The organism is Paenibacillus sp. UMB7766-LJ446, from assembly GCF_030226665.1.
GTDB classification, from domain to species: Bacteria; Bacillota; Bacilli; order Paenibacillales; family Paenibacillaceae; genus Paenibacillus; species Paenibacillus vandeheii.
This window is the reverse complement of record NZ_JASOYM010000010.1, coordinates 182,784-203,617: the sequence shown is the minus strand read 5'-3', so window position 1 is coordinate 203,617 and position 20,834 is coordinate 182,784. Positions and strand designations below refer to the sequence as shown.

Annotated in this window: 20 protein-coding genes; 5 read left to right on the top strand and 15 right to left on the bottom strand. The window is 47.7% G+C overall.

The annotated features are described in order from the left end of the window. Nucleotides 1-129 precede the first annotated feature (129 nt). A complete protein-coding gene (locus tag QP794_RS23110) occupies nt 130-1,050 on the top strand; it encodes a hypothetical protein (protein WP_285079066.1) in 921 nt (306 codons plus the stop codon). Nucleotides 1,051-1,251: 201 nt separating this feature from the next. On the opposite strand, the gene QP794_RS23105 is transcribed toward QP794_RS23110, so the two are convergent. From QP794_RS23105 to QP794_RS23080, 6 genes are all read right to left on the bottom strand, one after another. Further along, nucleotides 1,252-1,491, bottom strand: coding sequence for a YezD family protein (locus tag QP794_RS23105; RefSeq protein WP_024632202.1), 240 nt, complete (start codon nt 1,489-1,491; stop codon nt 1,252-1,254). Nucleotides 1,492-1,716: 225 nt separating this feature from the next. Beyond that, nucleotides 1,717-2,592, bottom strand: coding sequence for a sulfate ABC transporter permease subunit CysW (cysW, locus tag QP794_RS23100; RefSeq protein ID WP_285079065.1), 876 nt, complete (start codon nt 2,590-2,592; stop codon nt 1,717-1,719). A 219-nt stretch (nt 2,593-2,811) separates the two neighbouring features. After that, a complete protein-coding gene (gene cysT, locus QP794_RS23095) occupies nt 2,812-3,648 on the bottom strand; it encodes a sulfate ABC transporter permease subunit CysT (RefSeq protein ID WP_285079064.1) in 837 nt (278 codons plus the stop codon). A gap of 82 nt (nt 3,649-3,730) precedes the next feature. Beyond that, entirely contained in the window at nt 3,731-4,810 is a 1,080-nt protein-coding gene (locus QP794_RS23090; RefSeq protein ID WP_285079063.1) for a sulfate ABC transporter substrate-binding protein, read from the bottom strand. A gap of 481 nt (nt 4,811-5,291) precedes the next feature. Further along, the gene (locus tag QP794_RS23085; RefSeq protein WP_483311943.1) at nt 5,292-7,166 is read right to left on the bottom strand and encodes a rhamnogalacturonan lyase; all 1,875 of its coding nucleotides are present in this window, start codon (nt 7,164-7,166) and stop codon (nt 5,292-5,294) included. Nucleotides 7,167-7,422: 256 nt separating this feature from the next. Further along, nucleotides 7,423-8,481: a lactonase family protein gene (locus QP794_RS23080; RefSeq protein ID WP_285079062.1), complete on the bottom strand. Its 1,059-nt coding sequence runs from the start codon at nt 8,479-8,481 to the stop codon at nt 7,423-7,425. A 408-nt stretch (nt 8,482-8,889) separates the two neighbouring features. Between QP794_RS23080 and QP794_RS23075 the strand changes: the two genes are divergently transcribed. Then, the gene (locus tag QP794_RS23075; protein WP_285079061.1) at nt 8,890-9,561 is read left to right on the top strand and encodes an S-layer homology domain-containing protein; all 672 of its coding nucleotides are present in this window, start codon (nt 8,890-8,892) and stop codon (nt 9,559-9,561) included. Nucleotides 9,562-9,674: 113 nt separating this feature from the next. Here the strand turns inward: QP794_RS23075 and QP794_RS23070 are convergent, their stop codons facing one another. Next, nucleotides 9,675-10,301 carry a nitroreductase family protein gene (locus QP794_RS23070; RefSeq protein ID WP_063566195.1) on the bottom strand — a complete coding sequence of 209 codons (627 nt, stop codon included), beginning with the start codon at nt 10,299-10,301 and terminating at the stop codon, nt 9,675-9,677. A gap of 249 nt (nt 10,302-10,550) precedes the next feature. Next, entirely contained in the window at nt 10,551-11,015 is a 465-nt protein-coding gene (locus QP794_RS23065; protein ID WP_285079060.1) for an Rrf2 family transcriptional regulator, read from the bottom strand. 424 nt (nt 11,016-11,439) lie between these two features. Between QP794_RS23065 and QP794_RS23060 the strand changes: the two genes are divergently transcribed. Next, nucleotides 11,440-12,165, top strand: a complete 726-nt coding sequence (locus QP794_RS23060; protein WP_285079127.1) for an MBL fold metallo-hydrolase — start codon at nt 11,440-11,442, stop codon at nt 12,163-12,165. Then, the gene (locus tag QP794_RS23055; RefSeq protein ID WP_024632212.1) at nt 12,162-12,734 is read left to right on the top strand and encodes a TetR-like C-terminal domain-containing protein; all 573 of its coding nucleotides are present in this window, start codon (nt 12,162-12,164) and stop codon (nt 12,732-12,734) included. The genes QP794_RS23060 and QP794_RS23055 overlap by 4 nt, the downstream gene beginning before the upstream one ends. 95 nt (nt 12,735-12,829) lie before the next feature. Here QP794_RS23055 and QP794_RS23050 read toward each other — a convergent pair whose 3' ends face one another. After that, the gene (locus tag QP794_RS23050; RefSeq protein WP_285079059.1) at nt 12,830-13,960 is read right to left on the bottom strand and encodes a hypothetical protein; all 1,131 of its coding nucleotides are present in this window, start codon (nt 13,958-13,960) and stop codon (nt 12,830-12,832) included. 117 nt (nt 13,961-14,077) lie between these two features. Further along, on the bottom strand, nt 14,078-14,287 hold the full coding sequence (locus QP794_RS23045) for a hypothetical protein (RefSeq protein WP_285079058.1): 210 nt from the start codon (nt 14,285-14,287) through the stop codon (nt 14,078-14,080). A 217-nt stretch (nt 14,288-14,504) separates the two neighbouring features. Here QP794_RS23045 and QP794_RS23040 point away from each other — a divergent pair, with 217 nt between their 5' ends. After that, entirely contained in the window at nt 14,505-14,990 is a 486-nt protein-coding gene (locus QP794_RS23040; RefSeq protein ID WP_285079057.1) for a CcdC family protein, read from the top strand. Between the two features lie 199 nt (nt 14,991-15,189). Here QP794_RS23040 and QP794_RS23035 read toward each other — a convergent pair whose 3' ends face one another. The 5 genes from QP794_RS23035 to QP794_RS23015 all read right to left on the bottom strand — a co-directional run bounded on the left by QP794_RS23035 (nt 15,190) and on the right by QP794_RS23015 (nt 20,830). After that, nucleotides 15,190-15,846, bottom strand: a complete 657-nt coding sequence (locus tag QP794_RS23035; RefSeq protein ID WP_094938118.1) for a response regulator transcription factor — start codon at nt 15,844-15,846, stop codon at nt 15,190-15,192. 30 nt (nt 15,847-15,876) lie between these two features. Next, nucleotides 15,877-18,201, bottom strand: a complete 2,325-nt coding sequence (locus tag QP794_RS23030) for a sensor histidine kinase (protein WP_285079054.1) — start codon at nt 18,199-18,201, stop codon at nt 15,877-15,879. Between the two features lie 32 nt (nt 18,202-18,233). After that, a complete protein-coding gene (comX, locus tag QP794_RS23025) occupies nt 18,234-18,416 on the bottom strand; it encodes a competence pheromone ComX (protein ID WP_094938120.1) in 183 nt (60 codons plus the stop codon). A gap of 248 nt (nt 18,417-18,664) precedes the next feature. Beyond that, nucleotides 18,665-19,582 (bottom strand): polyprenyl synthetase family protein, encoded by a 918-nt coding sequence (locus tag QP794_RS23020; protein WP_285079053.1) that lies wholly within the window; start codon nt 19,580-19,582, stop codon nt 18,665-18,667. 141 nt (nt 19,583-19,723) lie between these two features. After that, nucleotides 19,724-20,830, bottom strand: coding sequence for a site-2 protease family protein (locus QP794_RS23015; protein WP_094938122.1), 1,107 nt, complete (start codon nt 20,828-20,830; stop codon nt 19,724-19,726). Nucleotides 20,831-20,834 lie beyond the last annotated feature (4 nt).

Genomic DNA, 20,834 nt, shown 5'->3' with positions numbered 1-20,834 from the left:
ACCTTCTTAAGACCGTAAATTCCTACTGTTCCTGCTTGAATTCACGCAATTCCTGTGTAATAGTGAGAGAAAGCTTAAGTGAACCGTGTTTCATGCTACACTACAGTTTTTGCAAAGGAGGAACTATTTGTGTTTCAACGCTGGATACCTGCTCTGTTCTCATATCCGGGCTTCGGGGCGTTACTACTCGGAATGATCGCTGTGCTGCTTGGACTATATATATGGTCTGCGACTGAAGTCAGACGAAGTCGTGACAGGCGAATACAAGCGATACGAGATACATTATACATAAGTACAACCCTGTTGGGACAACTCACCGTAAAAGAACATCGGAATGACGCTCTTACGGAACATGAGCATCATGAATTGTTAACCGCCATGCTGTCCTGCAGAACCGCAGTCCATCTATCTCCTCAGCTTCAGGATCAAATCCGCAGCTGTATCATTGATGTTGATCCTGCTCGGCTCGCATTGATGAACAGGGCTCTGGAACGAGAGAGTGCAGCATTATCGGATGAATTGAATCGGTACGCCCATCCAGACCATTGGGGAAGAGCGGTCTGGAATGTCATTCGTCCAGCTGCCGAACCCGCCGCCGTGGCTGCTGTAGTGTACCTGATCGTTGATTTTGTATTCCGTCAACAAGGTTTGATGTATCCTTTCTGGCACTCCTGGTTCAATGCTTTGCCATGGATGCGCTTCGTCTCCTTGATCATCACGGTGTTCTATGGTTATCTGCTCTGGTCCAGCCCAAAACAGCGTTCATCGGGCACAGTAACCAAAGCCCTATTCACCTTAATTGCCCTGTGCTCCCTCCTTCATCTGATCGGACTTGCTGCTGCTCCCTACGCATTGGGATTACAACTCATCCTGTTCATCTCTGGCTTCAGCCTGACAGGAACGCCTTCCCGCAGTGATCGCCCCTTCGTGGGACACAGCGATTCGGATAAGGAATGGAATAGCCGTACAGAAGCACAGGAGGATGAGAGTGTGGACATGGAGCTAAACCTCTATAAACCACGTACATCCGGAGCAATTCCCGAAAAGTGAACCTCTCTCTGAATTTGGTTTACCTGGTATCAGCAATCTCCATTCATTCAAAGCCCAAAAAAGAGAAGCCCACAAAATCGTCGGCTTCTCTTTTTTGGGTTCCACTTATTTCAGCATTTGCCTAATTCAATTTCCGATTTTATAAAAGGTCCGTGCACAATTACAAATTCAATCCCGAATTTACATGAAGGATGACGACGCCTACCCCTTCGCGCTCGTATTCGATCCGCGCAATGAACGAGGTGAGCTGCTTCGTGCAGTGCTGCCGGATTTGGAGGCGCTGCTGGAGGGCGTATTTTCAAAACGCTTGCGTTCGGTCCGCTCCATCTGCACGATCTGGCCTTCATGTACAACGATGTGCAGCGAGCCAAACTCCATGTCATTCAGTTGTCCGGCGATTCGATCCATCCATACCTCATCCACTTTTAACGGCTTAGCCATAGAGCCGCCTCCTCTTCTCGGGCTACTGCCCGCTATATTCCTCAAGTGTGCTGTCATCCAACCCGATTTATAATTCATTCTTATCCAACCCATATACTTGGTTTATACATTAGCAGGGCTTCCAGTAGCTGTCAATCCGAATTTTCTTGAATCGGAGACAATATCCAATTTCATTCGGAACCCTCTTAAAAACCAAAATGTTCGGCATGGATTTCGGAGCGTTAGTCACCTTTCGGGAATCGTTTTATGACCCAGCCAGCTCTTGAGCAGCAACGTTGCCAGAGCCAAAATGAGCAGCAAGGAGGCGACGGCAAACGAAGCAGAGAATTGATACTCGTTATATAAAATTTCGACATGCAGCGGCAGCGTGTTGGTCTCCCCGCGTATATGACCGGACACGACAGACACTGCTCCGAACTCGCCCATGGCCCGCGCATTACAAAGAATGATGCCATACAGCAGGCCCCACTTGATGTTGGGCAGAGTCACGCTCCAGAAAATCCTCCACCCAGAGGCTCCCAGCGTTACCGCTGCTTCTTCTTCTCTCGTGCCCTGATCCTCCATCAGTGGAATCAGTTCTCTGGCGACGAATGGAAACGTAATGAACAACGTTGCGATAACAATACCCGGCAGGGCAAAAATAATTTTGATATCATGCTCGGCCAGCCACGGTCCAAACCATCCATTCGAGCCAAAGACGAGCACAAAGATCAACCCGCCTACCACCGGCGAGATCGAAAAAGGGAGATCAATCAGGGTGATCATGAGCCCTTTTCCCCTGAATTGGAACTTGGTAATAACCCAAGCGGCTGCCACGCCGAATATCGTATTAAGCGGCACGGTAATCGCAGCAACCAGCAGCGTAAGTTTCAGTGCCGACATGGCATCCGGTTCGGTTAGCGCGGCGATGTAGACACCCCAGCCCTGCTTCAACGCCTCCATCAGCACAATCACCAGCGGCAAGATGAGCAGCCAGATCAGCACCAGACTTGCCAAGCCGATCAACAACCATTTGACCCATGTGGCTTCTGTCGTTGCACGGTTGGGACCCGGTCCGGTTCGCACACGGGCAGCAGGCGTTAATGGAACGGAACCCGCCATATTCTGTTCCTCCTTTTGGTTTATATAAGTTGAACAAATGATTTTACACTAAACCACTGCAATCTTCCGATTGCTGTTATCCCCGGATTTTTTATGAACCGATCCTAAAAAGGGGAAATCCGGGGATAAAGGCAAACGCTCCGCTTCTCCAGATTTTTCTGTCCTCTCCGTTTATCGTGTAAATGTTAAGTTCAACTTATATAGGTTGGCTTATATACATTAAGCTCTGCCTGCCTTTCGGCTCCAGCGTTGAAGTGAATTAATGATCAATAGCAGGACAAAAGAGACCAGCAGCAGCAGCAAGGCTACCGCCGTAGCTCCTGCATAATCGAACTGCTCCAGCTTCGCCATGATCAGCAGGGGGGCGATCTCCGTTTTCATCGGCATATTACCTGAGATAAACACCACTGAGCCATACTCGCCAATACCTCGGGCAAAAGCCAACGCAAAGCCGGTCAGCAGCGGCGGAATTAGGTCCGGAAGCAGGATCTTCCGGAATATCCGCCATCTTCCCGCTCCCAGCGTGGCCGCAGCTTCCTCCACCTCAGCCTCCAGCTCCTGCAAAACCGGCTGCACCGTGCGTACCACAAACGGAATCCCGATAAACATCAGCGCCAGAGTAATGCCCGCCTGAGAATAAGCCAGCTTGATACCCAGAGGCTCCACGAACTGCCCAATCCAGCCATTTCCGGCATATAACGCCGTTAAGGCAACCCCCGCAACTGCCGTCGGCAAAGCAAAAGGCAGATCAATGACGGCATCAAACAGCCGCTTCCCCGGAAATTCATAACGGACCAGTACCCATGCCAGAAGCAGCCCGAGGACCAGATCGATCAAGGCCGCTGCACCAGCAGTCAGAAAACTCACCTGGAAAGAAGCCAGTACCCGGGGATTCGTTGCCACCTCCATCAATGTGGACCAGGTCAACCCCGTGGAGTTAAACAAGAGCGCTGCCAGTGGAATAAGTACAACCAGGCTCAGGTAAAGCACACTGTAACCCATCGTCAATCCGAATCCCGGCAGTGTGCGACTCCGGGCCACCATCCCCTTGCTCATGGACGTTCATCCTCTCTGCCTTCAGTCGGTAGGACTGGTTGGCCGCCTACATGATCATGCAACAACGTCGACATAGATAACATTAGCTTCCCGGAACATAAATCTGGTCAAAGATACCGCCGTCATTGAAATGTTTGGCCTGTGTATCCCGCCATGTGCCAAATACATCACTCAACGTGAACAGCTCAAGCTGCGGGAACTGACCCTTGAACTTTTCCTTCACGCTGTCCAGTGTTGGACGGTAATAGTTCTCGGCAGCAATGGTTTGCCCCTCTTCGCTGTACAAATATTTCAGATAGGCGTCCGCTACTTCGCGGCTGCCCTTTTTGTCTGCATTTTTATCCACGACCGCTACAGGTGGTTCAGCCAGAATGCTGACCGAAGGCACAACAATATCAAATTTGTCCGGACCCAGCTCTTTTACCGATAAGAAAGCCTCGTTCTCCCAGGCAAGCAGCACATCACCAATACCACGCTCTACAAACGTAGTTGTCGCTCCACGCGCTCCAGAGTCAAGAACAGGTGCATGTTTGAACAATTCTGCAACGAATGCCTTGGCCTTCTCTTCGTCATTGTTGTTATGCTTGAGCGCATAGCCCCATGCCGCCAGATAGTTCCAACGGGCCCCGCCTGACGTTTTGGGATTCGGAGTTATGACCTGCGTATCTCCCTTGATGAGATCATCCCAGTCCTTGATGCCTTTCGGGTTGCCTTTGCGTACCAAAAACACGATCGTTGATGTATACGGGGAGCTGTTATGCTCGTATTTATCCTGCCAGCCCGCATCGATCAAACCTTTATCTTCGATGGCATCAATATCGTAACCCAATGCCAGCGTAACCACATCTGCATCCAGTCCATCAATGACTGAACGACTTTGTTTACCTGAACCGCCATGAGATTGCTTAACCGTTACTTCCTGACCTTTCTCTTTCAGCCAATACGCCGCAAACGCCTTGTTATATTGCTCGTAGAGTTCACGTGTCGGATCATAGGATACATTCAGCAGCTCGATCGCTTTTGCTCCTTCTTTGCTGCCTTCCGCTCCCTCAGATGTTCCCGCCGCATTCGTGCCACCACTATCCGATCCGCATGCCGCCAGTACTCCTGTTAATACCAATGCCAGACCAACCAGAATACCCTTATGAATTCTCTTTTTCATAGATAACACTCCCCCCGAATGGATCTGCAAGATTACCTCCACAGGCTGAACAGCATGGAACGCACCGAAAAAACAAAAAACGGAGGAACCCCCGCGAACTTCTCCCTCATAAAGTCATGCCGGCCCAAAGGCCGTGTATGCTTCATCCAGAATTCATACGCTACGGTGTTCCTCCGTCTATACGGTGAGAACGTTATTCTGTTCACGTTACGATCTCTCATGTGACTGTAAATGACTGCTTCCGCAATTCAAGCGAAGTCATTTTTATTATTCCTACCTGTTTAGTGAGTTATATACGTATCATAAGGGCAGTGCATATGGCTGTCAAACGTTTTTTTCCGTTTTTCTACCGAATATCTGTGTAAATGGCAGAAAAAAAAGAACAACGAACCCAAGTCCGTTGTTCCCTTGTCAGCGTTGTGTTTTATATGCTGTAAAATTATCCTAGGACTTGGCATGAGACCATGCCATTTCCCAATCTTTATTTGCCCGCATATCGAATATTCGGCACGGGAGGCGTACTCATGCCATCTCCCAAATAAAAGCCAGTGTGTGGCGGTTGGTTATAGGCTACATTTTGCCAAGCTACGCCAAGACGGTATACCGGATCATGCATCAGGGTATAGATGCGTTTGTCCGTAACGGCTGTTGTCGTGTAGATACGCAGCGCAGAACTGTCATTGGTCCGCCATACCACTTCTTCTCTCCAGTCTCCAAACAGGTCGGCCTGCAAATTCGGTGTAGATTTCGTTCCATTATTGGAAGAAACACCGGAAGCGGTCAATAGATTCACCGTTTTGCTATTGGCGTAATCCCATTTATCAATTCGGTTGCTGTCCAGCAGCTCGCGAAGCAAATCACCGTCCCACCAAATTCCAAAATTCGTGGAGGAAGGCAGGGTTGTCCCAATTTTCTGTCCTTTGGCTGTGTACAACCCGCCGTCTGCCCAAACTTCTGCACCCTTATAACGCGGATCGATATCGGCTGCCATACCGCGTCCAATATCCTTCGTTGTAGGTATGCCCCAGATCAATTGACCTGTACGTGCATCGCGGAATTCCACGCCTGCATTGGATGGTGTCTCATGAACCTGAAATACTTCTAGACCCGCACGGTCGGGGTCCAGATCGCTTAGATGCATGGCATCCCCATGATGAAGCCCTGTCGTGTAGAGCCCCTTCCCGTTATCATCCACCGCCATCGCTCCGTAAACGATTTCGTCTTTGCCATCGCCATCCACATCCGCCACACTCAGATTATGGTTGCCCTGTCCGGCGTAACCTGAATTACCCGACGTGTTGGAGTCAAACGTCCACTGCTTGGTTAGTTGTCCATCCCTCCAATTGTACGCCACCAGCACAGTCCGGGTGTAATAACCGCGTGCCATGACCAGACTTGGCCGCTCCCCATCCAAATATGCAATCGCTGCAAGGAATCGATCGACCCGGTTGCCGTAGTTGTCTCCCCAATCGGACACATTGCCGCGCGCCGGTTCGTAGTTCACCGTAGAAAGTGCTTTGCCGGTCTGTCCGTTGAAGATTGTAAGAAACTCCGGTCCTGACAGAACATACCCGCTTGAATTACGATAATCCTTGCTGGCATCACCGATGACTACTCCGGTGCCATCCTTGGAACCATCCGCTGTTTTCATCGCCACCTCAGCCTTGCCGTCACCGTCCAGATCGTACACCATGAACTGGGTATAGTGGGCCCCTGCACGAATGTTTTTGCCCAGACTGATGCGCCATAGGCGCGTTCCGTTCAATTTGTAGGCATCGATAAACACCTCGCCCGTGTAGCCGCTCTGGGAATTATCCTTGGAGTTGGACGGGTCCCATTTCACGATTAATTCATACTCCCCGTCCCCATCCAGATCCCCTGCACTCGCATCATTGGCACTGTACGTATAGGCTACTCCATCCGGTGTTGTACCGCCTGCCGGCACACTGAGAGGTACGGACAAGTAATTATTTCCCCAAACGCTCGCTGCGGCTGACGCCGCCTGTTCTGTTCCGCCCACTACGGCCCGAACCGTATATTTGGAACTGCTTGTCCCGCTTGCATCCTGGAGGTTGGTACTGTTCGTTATGGGCGATGCGTTTACTTTGGTTCCATCCCGATAGACGTTAAACGATACATTCGACCCTTCCGTACCCAGCAGCCGCCAACTGACAAATACACCCGTGCCTGTCTTTACCGCAACCACACCACGGTCCAGAAACTCCATCTGACGCGCACCTGCAGCATGCGTGACCGACGTGTTCCCAAGACCGAGCGAAGTAATCAGCAGCGCAGAACTCAGCAGGGATACCCCCGCAGTCCGCAAAGTGCACTTCCATAACGATCGTTTTCCCATAAAGCCATTGCCTCCCCAATCGAATTGGTAAGCCCGATGCCCTTGGTAGCGCCATCTTATATGTAAGCGCTTTAATACAATTATTTTAAATTAAACATATAATTCCATCTATAGGTCTAACTTAGTAATTTCATGTATAAAAAAAAGGAAAAAAGCCGAAAGATAACTCTTTCGACTTAAATGCCTCTTTAGCTCACGCTTAATTTCAACCTGAAGAAACAACCTGAAGTATCAAAGAACTAGGCTTCATCTCATCTTAGACTACAGGTACGATACATACTGGGCGGGACATCTCCAGCTTGAAACCATTATGTGTCAGACGTCCATCTTCGCCATTGATCTGAAAAGCAACAAGGTTGTTGCTGTCCTGATTGGCCACCAGCAGAATACCGCCAGGCAGCAGGTTGAAGTTACGCGGAGTCTGTCCAATGGTGGAGGTCCATTCAACAGCCTCCAGCTCACCGGATTCCTGGTCAATATGATACAGCACAATACTGTCGTCCCCACGGTTGGAAGCATACAGGAAACGCCCGCAAGGGGACACGCGGATGTCCGCCGACGTACCTTCTCCACTATGACCTTCAGGCAGTGTGGAGATATGCTGCAGCGTAGTGAACTCTCCTCTTCGCTCATCATACATGAACGCTGTAACGGTATTGCTCAATTCATTGACCACATATGCCCATTTTGAGTTTGGGTGGAAGACCAGATGTCTCGGTCCGGAGCCTGGAGGCTGAGTCATCTCCCGGTGTGTAACCAGACGGCCCTCTTCGTTACGGTACACAATGATCTGATCCAGACCAAGATCACATACAACAGCATACTGACCCGAAGGGTCTGGTTGAATGGAGTGGGCGTGCGGCGCTTCCTGACGGTCATCATTCTGTCCTCTACCCGTATGCTCCACCAGCGCGCTCATCTCCCTAAGCGTACCTTGATCCCCCACCGGGAATACATTCACACTGCCGCTGCTGTAGTTCGAAGTCAGCACCCATTTGCCGTCCTGCGTCACAGACACGTAACAAGGTGAAGCGCCCTTCGTCAACTTGCGATCCATCAAGTGCAACTCGCTCGTTGCGGCATCCCGCCGATAGACGAGCACCTCTCCCTCGTCCGTTTCGCTTGCAACATATAGACAAGTCCCATCCGGGCATAAAGCAAGATAGGATGGATTGTCCACCCCGTCCATATGATTTACAATCCGCATCTCACCTGTATCCTTATTCAACGCACATAGAAAAATGCCGGGTTGATCCGCTGATGCATAAGTACCTGTATAGAATAAAACTTCATTGGTTGCTGTCGTTTCCATCATTTCAATCTCTCCCTATTCATTCAAATGGTTGATCTTGCTCTATAATCACATGCTGTTACACGAAACTGTAAACCGTATGTTTGATTCCACTATTATGTACTTACCCAATTCATGTCGCCTTGCTTCAGTGGGTATCCTCCCTCACCATAATACAAAGTATGAAACCTTACAAGAGTTCAATCGGATGGCGAATGACCCAACGAAATCAAGTATGCAAAAACTCAATGTATCGCCTGATTCATTACCGCTGAAACGGTTGAACGGAGTAGTAACGATCCATTTCATATTGAAGATTCAATGGAAAATTGCAGCAACCTTTTGACGAATAGGGTCGTCTATAGGGGCAAATAGCTTTTATACAAAGGGATAATCCCGGAAAAGTGAGGCGAACCTGATATTAAAAAAAATATGTTGGCTACGTTAACCGCCGGAGCTTTACTCACTCTTTCTCTGAGCGCTGGTCCGATTCATGCAGCTCAAGCAGAATTCACTGATATTCAAGGTATTGCAGGCGCGGACAAGATTGAATCCCTGCATCAGGATGGCTTAATCAAAGGAGTGAGTGACAGCTTGTTCAAACCGGAACAGGAACTAAACACGGCTCAGGGCATACAGCTCATTGCAGATGGTCTGCATCTGAATTTGGACACGATTCGTTTTATCAAGCAGCCACTGCCCAGTGACTATTTCTCCAACGTAAAAGATGGCGTATGGTACAGTGATGCTTTTATCCGCGCCCAGTTCAATGGCATTAAGATGTCAAACGATATCGATCCTTCCAAAGCGTTGACCCGTGAACAATATACCCTTTTCTTGATGCAGGGCATTGAAGCCAAAGGCGGCCTACCGATGATTAACATTAAACCTGTAGAGATCACGGACGAAAAAGAGCTTACTCCAGAATATCAAGGCGCTGTCCAACGCTCCCTTGTCTTGAAGATTAACACACTTGATGCAGACGGCAACTTTAATCCAAAAGAAACGATTACCCGCGCCGAAGCTGCGGTTATGATGTATAACGCGATTGAGTATATGGAAGATTTCAATGCACCAAAAATCCCGGAAACACCAGAGAAATAATGCCCCATTGTTATTTTTATTTTTTAAAATACCAAACAGCCGCACGTTCCCTCTAAAAGGGGACATGCGGCTGTTCCGTTATATCTATAACGACAACTGATCCAAGATCAGTCTTAGAAAGAACCTTTAACAACAACTTCGGACAGCGGGAAACGACCTGCCGGACGAGCTGGAACTGCGGCTTTACCTACAGTGATCAACAATGTTGGCAAATAACGCGCAGGGATGTTGAATGTCTCGATCAATTGTTGCGGGTTGTAACCACCCATTGGGCAAGTATCATATCCCAGGGAACGTGCAGCAAGCATAATGTTCTGTGAAGCAAAAGATGCATTGCGAATCGCTTCGTCACGGGCGATTTGCGGATTTTGGTAAGCACCGTTGATCTGTCCAACCAATGCGTCACGAACTTCAGCCGGGATCGCACCTGCTTCAACAGCCTGATCATAAATCACGGCGTTGCGGTTCGCTTCCAGATCTCCGAGTACAGCGATCGTAACGGAAGAGTCTGTGATTTGACTTTGGCCGTAAGCGATTGGCAGCAGCTTGGCTTTGTCCGCTTCGGATTCGATCACGAGGAATTTCCAGTGTTGCAGGTTCCATGATGATGGTGCTTCGGAAGCGGCAGTCAGGATAGCATTCAGATCTGCTTCAGGCATAACAAAACCACTTTCGTACTTTTTGACAGCGTGACGTTCATTAATCACGCGAAGTGTTTCATTGTTTTCAATGCTGGACATGCGTTCCACTCCCCAAGTTCTTTTTTTATTTTTTTACGTTCGCAAGGCCAAACTCTACCGAGTACTCACCTTCCGAAAATAACATCAGCGCAGACGATCGCTTCCATCTGTGTTCACGTTATGCCCGGAATCGCCTGAAACATCTTCGGATCATACAACCGGAGCAAACGCCCTTATATAGCCTCTCCAACATGTTTGGCAACATCCATGCAGGTCTAGATCATGAAGAGCTGGTAACGATCAGATCTGTCATGATCTATCCTTCCTTGACAAGGGCTCCATGGACAAGGAACATTCTTTCCCATTACCGATACGATGCTTCACATCCTCAATAGATATGCGGTCAAAATAAGCGCTTAGCGCTACTTCTCCTCCATCGTAGATGCTTCCCATCACATCCTGCATATTGGAAGAAACGACGCATGTGGAGCCGGATTCTCCCGAACACCAGCTGGGTCCAAGTGATCCACCTGCTACCAGCCTGTACAAGTCTCCAAGCTTGATTTCTTCACTCGGACGGCTGAGCAGATATCCACCATGGGCACCTTCCTTGGTTGTCAGGTATCCGTGCTTCCGCAGAACACTAAGTACCTTGCGTACCCTGGCTGGGTGCGTACCAACACTTTGGGACAAATCCTCACTATTGGCCATACACTCATCCTTCATGGACAAAAAGACCAGACAGTGCACAGCAATGGTAAATTCACTGTTCATTACTTACTCCCTTCCCGGCATATCGTTCACCGATGAAAATTCAATCCAAGGTAAGTATAACTGTCATTATAGGAATAACAGTTATGTTTGTCAATACTCTCAGCCAAGGGGTTGGAAAGCCTGTCATTCCAGTATTACAGGCCTTTCATAGGTTAAATGAAATGGTTGAGTTCTATACGTGTTTTAGGGCAACAAAACAAAAAAAGTGAGCCGATCGCTTCGCGAAAGGCTCCAATAAGATAGACATATGAAAGGGCTTACGAGATTATTATAATCGGTTATTCCTATTTTGAAAACGCTTTTTTTGTAAAGTGGCTTCGGTTCTGAAAATATCCTATTTTTTAAGCAAATCAACATGGGTATTGCAAAAACTAATGACATTAGTTATATTACTAACAACATTAGTTTTAAGGAGGATTCAATGATGCGAATTACACGTGAGCATGATGTTGTCCAAGTTTCATTCCTTCCGCGTCTTTTCCCTGTGAACGTATATCTCGTTGAAGAAGAAGACGGGTTTACCCTTATCGATGCCGGAATGCCATTCAGTCTCAAGGGGATTCTGGCTACCGCACAATCCCTAGGCAAACCGATTACCAGAATCATTCTGACTCACGCCCATGGTGACCATGTTGGTGCACTGGATGGTCTAAAGGATGCGCTGCCTAAAGCCGAGGTCTGCATCTCCAGAAGAGATGCCCCGCTGCTCGCCGGAGATGCTTCCCTGCTTCCCGGCGAACCACAGACACCAGTACGTGGCAGTGTGCCAAAAGCGATCAGCACCCGGCCGGACCGCTTGCTCGATGACGGCGACCGGATCGGCTCCCTGGTCGCCATTGCTACCCCAGGCCATACGCCGGGCCACATGGCCTTCATGGATACGCGCAGCCGCGTGATCATCGCTGGCGACGCATACCAGCTGCACGGCGGCCTCGCCGTATCCGGCCGCCTGCGCCCGCTCTTTCCGTTCCCCGCGCTGGCGACGTGGAACCGAGAACTTGCTCTTGCCAGCGCCAAGCGTCTGGCTGAGCTGGAACCGTCCGTGCTCGCTGTAGGGCACGGACGAATGCTGCGTCAGCCCGCCGCGGCCATGCGCGCAGCTACGGCAGACGCGGAGCAGCGGCTGCGCCCTGCCGGGGGGCGCCTGTGAGCCCCCGCCAAGGGCTGGATCGCGGCGCTTTGTTAAGCGCCGCCGCCCAGCTTGCCGACAGCGACGGATTCCACTCGCTGACACTGGCCGCTCTGGCCCAGCGGCTGGATGTGCGCTCCCCGTCGCTCTACAACCACATCAACGGTCTTCCCGGGCTTCGCCAGGAATTGGCGTTGATGTCCGCCCAGCAGCTCAGCCGTGCGTTAACCGAGGCTTCCGCTGGCCGTTCAGGCGATGAAGCCATTCAGGAGGTCGCTGCCGCGTATATCGGCTTCGTCCGCAAGCATCCAGGGCTGTACGAAGCCTTCTTCCATGCGCCGGACCGTAATGAACCGCAGCTCGTTGTCGCCAGCACGGCTGCCCTGGATCTGCTGTTGCGTCTGTTGCAGCCCTATCCGCTAAGTGAAGCGGAAGCGCTGCATGCCGTTCGCGGTTTACGCAGTCTTTGCCATGGCTTCGCCTCCATGGGTGAGAAGGGTGGCTTCGGCATGAGCTTTGACCCGGATGAGAGCCTACAGCTGACCGTGACTGCTTTCCTGAATGGATTGCAACATCTTCATACAACCTGATATATATATCTTGATTCCAAATGGGAAGAGGGCTGCAGATCATCTGCAGCCCTCCTTATGTATCCTACCGTCCCGCTACCGAAGGAACGGTTACTCTATCGCCAGGGTACTCGCCCTGTTTGGATTTCCTGCAAAATCTTCTTCATTACGGGAACGTATACTTTCCAGTAAAAACGATCCGGAACACCCTCTTGATCGGGTGTAAGCTTCGTTTTCACGACATCCCATCCCTTGATACGGCGCCAGAATGAGTAATGTTCCAGCTCTCCGAATGACCCTGCCATATAATAAGTCCGGTTGTAGCCCTCATGCCGAATAAGAGCAGCGAATTCCGCCGGGATACCTGCGTCCATTAGTTTCTGCTGACCATTCTCCGTCAGATCCGTCTTATACCATGCCAGTACAGAAGCCTGTTGTTCAGGCACGACGATGTCAAACCATTCGCTGTAATGGATGTCCCTGGTAATGCCACTCCATTTCTTCCCTTCCTGTGTGAAGGCAAGTTTTATATTACCGGTCTTTACATCCCGGCCTTGCTTCAGTACAATCACTCGTCCGTCCTCATGAATCAGTACAATGCCCGCGCCTTGAAACAACCAATTCTTCTTCTCCCGAAGCTCATAGTTCATCCGTACCTTCCAGGGCACTTCATCCGCGCTTTGCAGGTCCAATACGGATTTCCCCTGCCATCCGCTGCTTCTCATCCCCAGAATCGGATACAATTTCTCTCTTGTCATGTTTGAAGCAGCGTTCGACAAGGCGCTATACTCGACCACAACCGTTACACCTTTGGTTGCAGCTTCGTTAATTTTGTGCGCATCGTATATTGTGAGGCCCTCATATGCTTTGCCTTGTATACGTTCATTCGGATCTGTCGATGAAATATTTTGATTCGCCGTCAGGTAAATTAAGTCCGTGTCGGTTACCTCATCCGGTAATGTCCGCTCACTACGAGAGACCCCATCCAGTATATGATATCCGTAGTAGTCTTCTTCGTACCGATAATGTTCCCCTGTCTGTTGGACAATCTTCTGCTGATTCAGAATCCATACCAGCCCCTTATGCCCCGCATAGGCGAAGTCCGGTTTACCTTTGTCGACAATCATGATATTAAGCGGTATTGGAGCCTGGGACTGCCACAAAATCCAGGGGATAACCAGGACCACTGATACTACGGTGAGGGAAGCCAATGCCCATACCGTGAGCGGCCTGTGATTTCTATTCATGAAGCGTATTCCTCCTTGCTCTGTTCCAAGGTATTTCTATGATCGGCATATTACCCCTTTCCGCTCTTATGGTCCTTCTTCATCCCATACTTCACCAAACGCCAGAACCGATCCTATTCATTCAACAAGCACACCGCTTCGCAGCTGACTCCAAGTCTCTGGTACTTTGTACAATAGATCGGATCGGGATTGTATATAATACGTCCACGCTCTTTCATCTGTTTCATGCGTTTGTATAGCCGCATAACAGGCCCGATTCAATCTGATACCTGCATATCCATCTTGGAACCGCCGATTTCCTTGATCCTGCTGCATTCGTAAGTTCATTTCCTGATTTGCCCTTACTCGAATAAACCGCTTCACACGGGGCACAATAATACAAATTTTTCAAAAGAATCCTGTATATACAATCCCGGCAAATGATACACTAAGCATTCTATCGGCTTTCTTCGTTTGTGATATAATAGGAACAGAAAATTCCGGTAATTCGTAGCATGTTCCGGATGTCCGGATAACATCTTATTCCAGAGAGAGGGCGTTTTACGTGGCTCAAATCAGTCCGTTTTACCTTCAGATCGGTGCAACCGTGGGTATGCTTATCATGGCCCTGCTTGCCATTTTCATTCGAATGAAAGCCAGTCATCGTCCGGTAACCATTCGCAAAATACTTATTCCTCCTCTGGGGATGAGCACAGGTTTCCTCATGTTTGTTGTACCGGAGACTCATGTTCCGCTGCTATGGGCACTTATTGCGCTGTTGGTGGGCTGGTTTATCTTCTCGTATCCCCTCATTCGCAGTACTCGGTTTGAACGAGTTAATGAAGAAATTTTTGCCACACGTTCACGGAGCTTTGCTTTCATTCTGCTTGGATTGCTGGCTATACGTCTAATCCTGCATGAAGTCATTCAGCGTTATGTGAGCATCCCTCAAACAGGTGGATTGTTCTTCCTTCTGGCCTTCGGCATGATCGTGCGCTGGCGGGTATATATGTACAAACATTACAAGGAAGTTGTTGCTGCCGAATCCTAGCAACACCCTAATAACAGAAAAAGACACGTTCTGGCACTTCACTTCACCGTGCAGAACGTGTCTTTTTTGTGGGTTAGGCGTATTTTTTCAAATGGAAGAAGGCAGAAGTTACCCATATTTGAAATCCATGCGAATTCGAATATCCATATGGTCCGCTCCATCTTTCACCAACATCAGCAGAGCCTACATCTTCCTTTCGTCATAAAATGGAATTGTCACGCAATAGCCCAATACGCATCGCTTCTGTTATCGCTTCGGAGCGGGAGCGTACGCCGAGTTTCTCGAAGACGCGGGTCAGACTGTACTCAACCGTACGTTGACTCATGAGTAGCTTTGCAGCGATTTCTTTGTTACTACGGCCACTTGCAACTTCCTGCAAAATCTCTTGTTCACGCTCTGTGATGGATACCTTATTCAAGGTCTGATCTTTACGTTTACTCAAATGAATCTCACTCCGACGCAATTGACGGAGCAAATGAACCGGAATAACTGCTTCATCACGCATCGCACAGCGAATTGCAGTCAGAAGCTGCTCACGGGTTGCTGTCTTACTCACAAAACCTGTCACCCCTGAGTCAATAAGGATGTTGAAGTTGGGACTTATGTCATAACCGGTGTAGATCAATATTCGATTTTCCGGATCGAGCGAGATTACCCGTTTAGTCAGCTCCAATCCACTGATCCCAGGCATATTCAGATCAAAAAGCAATAGGTCAAAGTTCTCGATTTGCAATCGTTCCAACGCCTCCATGGGAAGTGTAAGCGCCGTCACCTGAATCTCCGGGTCTTGCTCCAGCAGAAGCTTCGTTCCTTCTCCTACTGATGGGTGATCATCTACCAGCAATATACGAATCATTGGATTCTCTCCTTTCTTTCCACATTTACTTTATCCTTCATCTGCTCTGGTTACAGCATGACTACGGATCGGCAACCGGATTACGGCGAATAGTCCTTTTCCAGGCTGTGAGTACCAATCCAGGCTTCCCTCAAAGCTACGGACGCGCTCTTTTATTCCCGATATCCCCATATGACTAAATGAGTCCTCTGTCACCGACTCTTGCATCCCTATTCCATTGTCACGATATGTATAATGTAGCACCCCCTCCTCCAATCTAATGCCAATCTCAACTCTCGCAGCCCGCGAATGCTTGGCTGCGTTTCGAAGTAGCTCCTGAGTGATTCTATAAATGGCTAGCGTCTGTTCGTCATCAAGCAGTCCATCAACGGATTCTGTCGAGAAATCTATCACATAATCCATGCGTGTCTGAGTTTCAATAAACAACTGTTCCAAAGCTTGAGTAAGTCCCATTTCCATTAAAAGTGGAGGGCGCAATTCATTACAGGTCTCGCGGATCTGATGAATGACATCAAGTAGCCCTTCCTTAATCTGTTCCAGTTCATTACGTAAACCTTCAGACATCTCTTCATCAATAATAGCTGTCTCTAACCGCCGAAGCCAGATGATCTGATCCTGCAGGGCAGAGTCATGCAGATCTGAAGCCAAGCGTCGTCGCTCATTTTCAGACAAGTTGAAGATTAGCCGAAGCACCCAGGATGGAGCATGACTGTTCTTTTGTATTTCCGTCTCCATATCCACGATTAGCCCTTCAATTAAGTAAAGATTTTCATAAACAATAGCGCTATAATTGGCTAACGTACTGAGCCAGTTCCGTTCGTCCGGGTTAAATCGTGTATGATTTGCTTTGTCGTCAATCCAGAGTATATACAAAGAATCCTGACGCTTTCCAATAACAAGACAAATGCCACGAGACATGGTCAACAGATATCCTGGAGCGATTCGATTCATTTTTTTCCGTAACTCACTTGCCAGTTCAGTACGCTCTGTCTTCCTCAATTGATCAATCCGCACTTCGGTTTGATGCATATCCCAATCGAAGAAAGCCATATCTAACACAGGAAGCGAAGAATTTATTTCCTGCTCCAATGCTTTCTCAAGGTCAGAGCGTTTCATGACACGCGATACATTGTGAGAGAATCGTTCAAAACTGTCCCTTATATCCAGACGACTACCCAATTTTTTCTTCACTCGACGATCCATATTTTCCTTGACAAACAGCGTAATAACCAGAAGGAAATAAAACAAGAGAAACATACGGATGCCATCAATCCCGTTCGGCCCTCCGCTATTGGCTATCCACATCCCAAGCGTGGCCATCAACGCAGAAGGTATTATGGCAAGAAGAGCATGATAAATAAAGCGGTTTAGTATAAAATCAACATCAAACATCCTTCTCGTTGTCAGCATATATATATAAATAATCGGCAATGTTAACAAGAAGGCTGCAGCCACATCGTTAGATACAATTGGATAATTGATCAGTGATGGCAGGCTGTACAGACAGACAAACGGGAGAAAGGCCAGCGTATGTGCAATTAACGTCAATTTGAACAACGAATGCAAATGATCCAAGCGATGTTTGCGATACTTGTGAATTAGCTTCGCGACAATTAGAATGTTGGGTATCGCAAAAAATAAAATAAGTAATGTCGATCCATAAGAGTAGAATTCCACGTCAATGAGTTCACGGATCGACCTCATGACTATGTGGAACACGATGCAGATATAAAACAGAACAAGCCAGGGTTTGGATATAAACCGTTCTTCAAACTTTCTTAGATAGCTATTCATAAAGTGAATAAATAGAATCGGTACCATTAGAAAGGATAAATAGAAAAAAAGACGTCCAAAAGGTTCGTATCGGTCTGTAGTATAACCACCCAGATAGGCTAGAACTGTGAACAGAAAGAAGAGCGCCAAAAGAAATGCCGATGAATCTTTCCGTCGGTAGCGCCCCATTACGGCGACGAAAAAAAGAAAAAGTACAGACGCACTCAGTGGACCTTTAATGGAAAGTAGTGATACATGCAAAGGCAGCTTCTGGATCGTCAGAAGCTGCTCCTTTCCATCTGCCCCTATTTTGGTAATCGACTCAGCTCGTTCAATCCTTCCGTAATGTTGAACAGTGAAATTTCTCGCTGGTGAAGCCCCGTCGATGGCAATCACGACGTCTCCTGGCTCCATATAAGCTCGACCCCATCCCTCATCGCCAACAGAGCTCACTTTATAATACCCAGTTACATCTGTCTCAACTTCAATATGAATTAAAGGTGACCCAACAACGAGGAGGATATCATATACGACAATGACGATGTATATCAAAACTGCGGCTAGCCAATTCCCTTTCCTCAATTCAAAATCCTCCAACCTATTTTATGTATGATTTAATCGCCCCAGTTTGAAATCTGCTGACTGGTGATGGAGCGACCTTCCGATCGAAAAGTGAACACATCCAGTAATGCTCGGTGTTCGATCTCCCCTAGTCCGGCGAAAAACAATTGTCCACTTTTCAAACTGTTACACGCATTTTTTTCCTTCATCAACATCTCAATAGCTTCCTTCAACATTCCAGTCAGCCTCCTGTATCGTAGTTTAGTTTGATGAGCATTAAATCCCATTCCTAATATATTCTACGCCGGCTGCATACGAGTATGAGATGATCTTCTGATGTATGAACTGCGGTTGTCCGGCTTGTTTTTACTATATCAGTACAACAAAGAACATGAAACGACAACCCACATTGTAATTCCCGCAAAAGAATTTGCGCTCTGTTGCGTGATCTGCAACTTTACCTGCAATCCTCTTTACACAGGCATCAGGATTCTATCACAGCAGATAAACGTTTCTTGAACCCATCTTGAATGGGCAACTGCTCAACCAACCGGAGATAACGATAATAAGCGATGCGCATATGAACAGAAGCATATGTTAATGCACCGGAATTCTCCAATAACTCTAGTAGCTCGTTTATTCTGTTGCAAACTTGTTTGTACGTTAATCGACCTTCAAAATAATCAATCACCCAGTGGGATTGCCCATTCAGATGCGCGATTAAAGCAAGCACAGGAAGGGTTTTTTTTCGATTCCAAAAGTCGTTCTTCCCTTCCCGATTCATCACATCCAAAATATCATTTTTGATCTGAGCAGCTAAACCCAACTGCTCGGCGTATTCTTCTACTTCCACACGGCTCTCTCCACATGCGAGAACCGTACCTATTTGACAAGCCATCACAATCAAGGATGCTGATTTGTCGACAACTGTTTGTATATACTCACTTTCGCTGAGAATCCGGCTTGTCAAATCCATCATCTGACCGTTTACCGCTTTTATAGCCTGGGTGTTCAGCAGAGCGGCAGCCTTATATTTTCTCGTGGTCTCAAAGTCGCTATCCAGCAAGAGATGTTGGGACAAGAATACGAAACCAAGCGCAATATTTAGTACACACTCTTGTGGAATGAAGCTCCAAACGGCCACTGTATTATCACGATCTTGAAGATCATCGATCATGTCTAGCGCGAGCAAAAGCAATTCGACGGCAGCGACCGCCCTATAAATCGCTTTGCCTTCACCACCATAGATTTGATAGTGCAAACTTGTCAGATTTCCGATTTTAGTTCCACCTTGCAACTTGTACAAGACACATTCCACTGCTTGCTTGCAAAGTACCTCATCTGTAAATTCTTTCTCTATAGCCTGGCACAATATCTGTTCGATCTTCATGTCTTCCACCATAACACATCCTCCTTATTCTCTTTTTTTCCATTTTGAATATATTTTCCAATAAGATATCATATTTATCTTTTTTAGATCAACTTCCTAATAATTAAAGACAAAAAAACTCCTCTGGCTATATAGTAGCCAGAAGAGCTCCACTTAAGATTTATTCAGAAGTCTACCTTGTTCTAAAGTCTTTAGGCGCTGTTCTTCAAAACTGAGTAATGCGCCGTAAGGATGCAACGGGGAATACATACTTCGAATATAACTCAAGTATGAATCCGCTCTTTCATCCGAACAATGGGTAAAAGCCTCCACTTTGAGTAAAGACAATGGATCCAGTACCTGCTTGTTGAGCAGAAGATGTAAGAGAATGTCCGCCCCCCTATGGTCACTCACTTCTTTCAATCGAATGACCTCTTCAGACAGAATCATTGCTACTGTATTCTGGTGTAAGGGGGTTGTCCTTATTTCTTGCCAAAATTCGACTAAATTCTTTATCAGCCTGGTGACTAAAATATCTTCATGATTTCTTTCACCCTGCATCGCTGTGTAAAAATATAAAACATTCAGATTATGCAGATCTTTGCTCCATTTAGTATCATTTCTCTCCGCTACTTCATACAGATACCGCCGTGAATCCTTAAGCAGAAAATCCAGCTTCCTGACGTCCATAGCGCTGGCAGTAATCAACGCATTCCAAGCAAAGAAAAGTGAATAGTTGCGTCTACCGAGCAAAAGAGCGTTTGTTCCATCTGTAAATAACGTACCGATACCGATGGCGACTGACAAAAGACCAATCAGCCCCCACAGGCTGAGAAAATCGGATGAGAGCTTCAGAGCAAGCAGACCGAGAAGCAAACTAAACGTCGGACCAGCCGAAGAAATTACGCGTTGAGCTCGTATTGATGAGGCAAATGTGCGCTCGTCCTCATAAGCAGCGACTTCCGCTTTCATTGCTCCAAAAAAGTAGGCTTGTTTCCATTTCCATTCGAGGTGAAACGGTGAAAATGAAAACAGAAATGGTCCAAATATCAGATGGGTAACTCGGTTTCCCATAAACAGTGCACCGAGGATATGCCCGAATTCATGTAACATAACAGCTATTACCAGTGCAATTGCAATATTGAGCAAGAGGGTAAGAAGCGACAACACTCCCCCCCACCCTCCTAGTGTTGGTATACCTTCTGTATCCCCCAGCAAAAACGAAGTAGCCAGAGCGAAAACAATCGTCACTCCAACAAAAACCAGCAGGTTCTTTTTCAAAACA

Excerpts from the sequence above, each read along its gene's own strand:
- QP794_RS23105 (WP_024632202.1), bottom strand. The coding sequence starts at position 1,491 with ATGGCTAAGCCGTTAAAAGTGGATGAGGTATGGATGGATCGAATCGCC.
- cysW (WP_285079065.1), bottom strand. The coding sequence starts at position 2,592 with ATGGCGGGTTCCGTTCCATTAACGCCTGCTGCCCGTGTGCGAACCGGA.
- cysT (WP_285079064.1), bottom strand. The coding sequence starts at position 3,648 with ATGAGCAAGGGGATGGTGGCCCGGAGTCGCACACTGCCGGGATTCGGA.
- QP794_RS23090 (WP_285079063.1), bottom strand. The coding sequence starts at position 4,810 with ATGAAAAAGAGAATTCATAAGGGTATTCTGGTTGGTCTGGCATTGGTA.
- QP794_RS23085 (WP_483311943.1), bottom strand. The coding sequence starts at position 7,166 with ATGGGAAAACGATCGTTATGGAAGTGCACTTTGCGGACTGCGGGGGTA.
- QP794_RS23080 (WP_285079062.1), bottom strand. The coding sequence starts at position 8,481 with ATGATGGAAACGACAGCAACCAATGAAGTTTTATTCTATACAGGTACT.
- QP794_RS23075 (WP_285079061.1), top strand. The coding sequence starts at position 8,890 with ATGTTGGCTACGTTAACCGCCGGAGCTTTACTCACTCTTTCTCTGAGC.
- QP794_RS23070 (WP_063566195.1), bottom strand. The coding sequence starts at position 10,301 with ATGTCCAGCATTGAAAACAATGAAACACTTCGCGTGATTAATGAACGT.
- QP794_RS23065 (WP_285079060.1), bottom strand. The coding sequence starts at position 11,015 with ATGAACAGTGAATTTACCATTGCTGTGCACTGTCTGGTCTTTTTGTCC.
- QP794_RS23060 (WP_285079127.1), top strand. The coding sequence starts at position 11,440 with ATGCGAATTACACGTGAGCATGATGTTGTCCAAGTTTCATTCCTTCCG.
- QP794_RS23050 (WP_285079059.1), bottom strand. The coding sequence starts at position 13,960 with ATGAATAGAAATCACAGGCCGCTCACGGTATGGGCATTGGCTTCCCTC.
- QP794_RS23045 (WP_285079058.1), bottom strand. The coding sequence starts at position 14,287 with ATGAACTTACGAATGCAGCAGGATCAAGGAAATCGGCGGTTCCAAGAT.
- QP794_RS23035 (WP_094938118.1), bottom strand. The coding sequence starts at position 15,846 with ATGATTCGTATATTGCTGGTAGATGATCACCCATCAGTAGGAGAAGGA.
- comX (WP_094938120.1), bottom strand. The coding sequence starts at position 18,416 with ATGTTGAAGGAAGCTATTGAGATGTTGATGAAGGAAAAAAATGCGTGT.
- QP794_RS23020 (WP_285079053.1), bottom strand. The coding sequence starts at position 19,582 with ATGGTGGAAGACATGAAGATCGAACAGATATTGTGCCAGGCTATAGAG.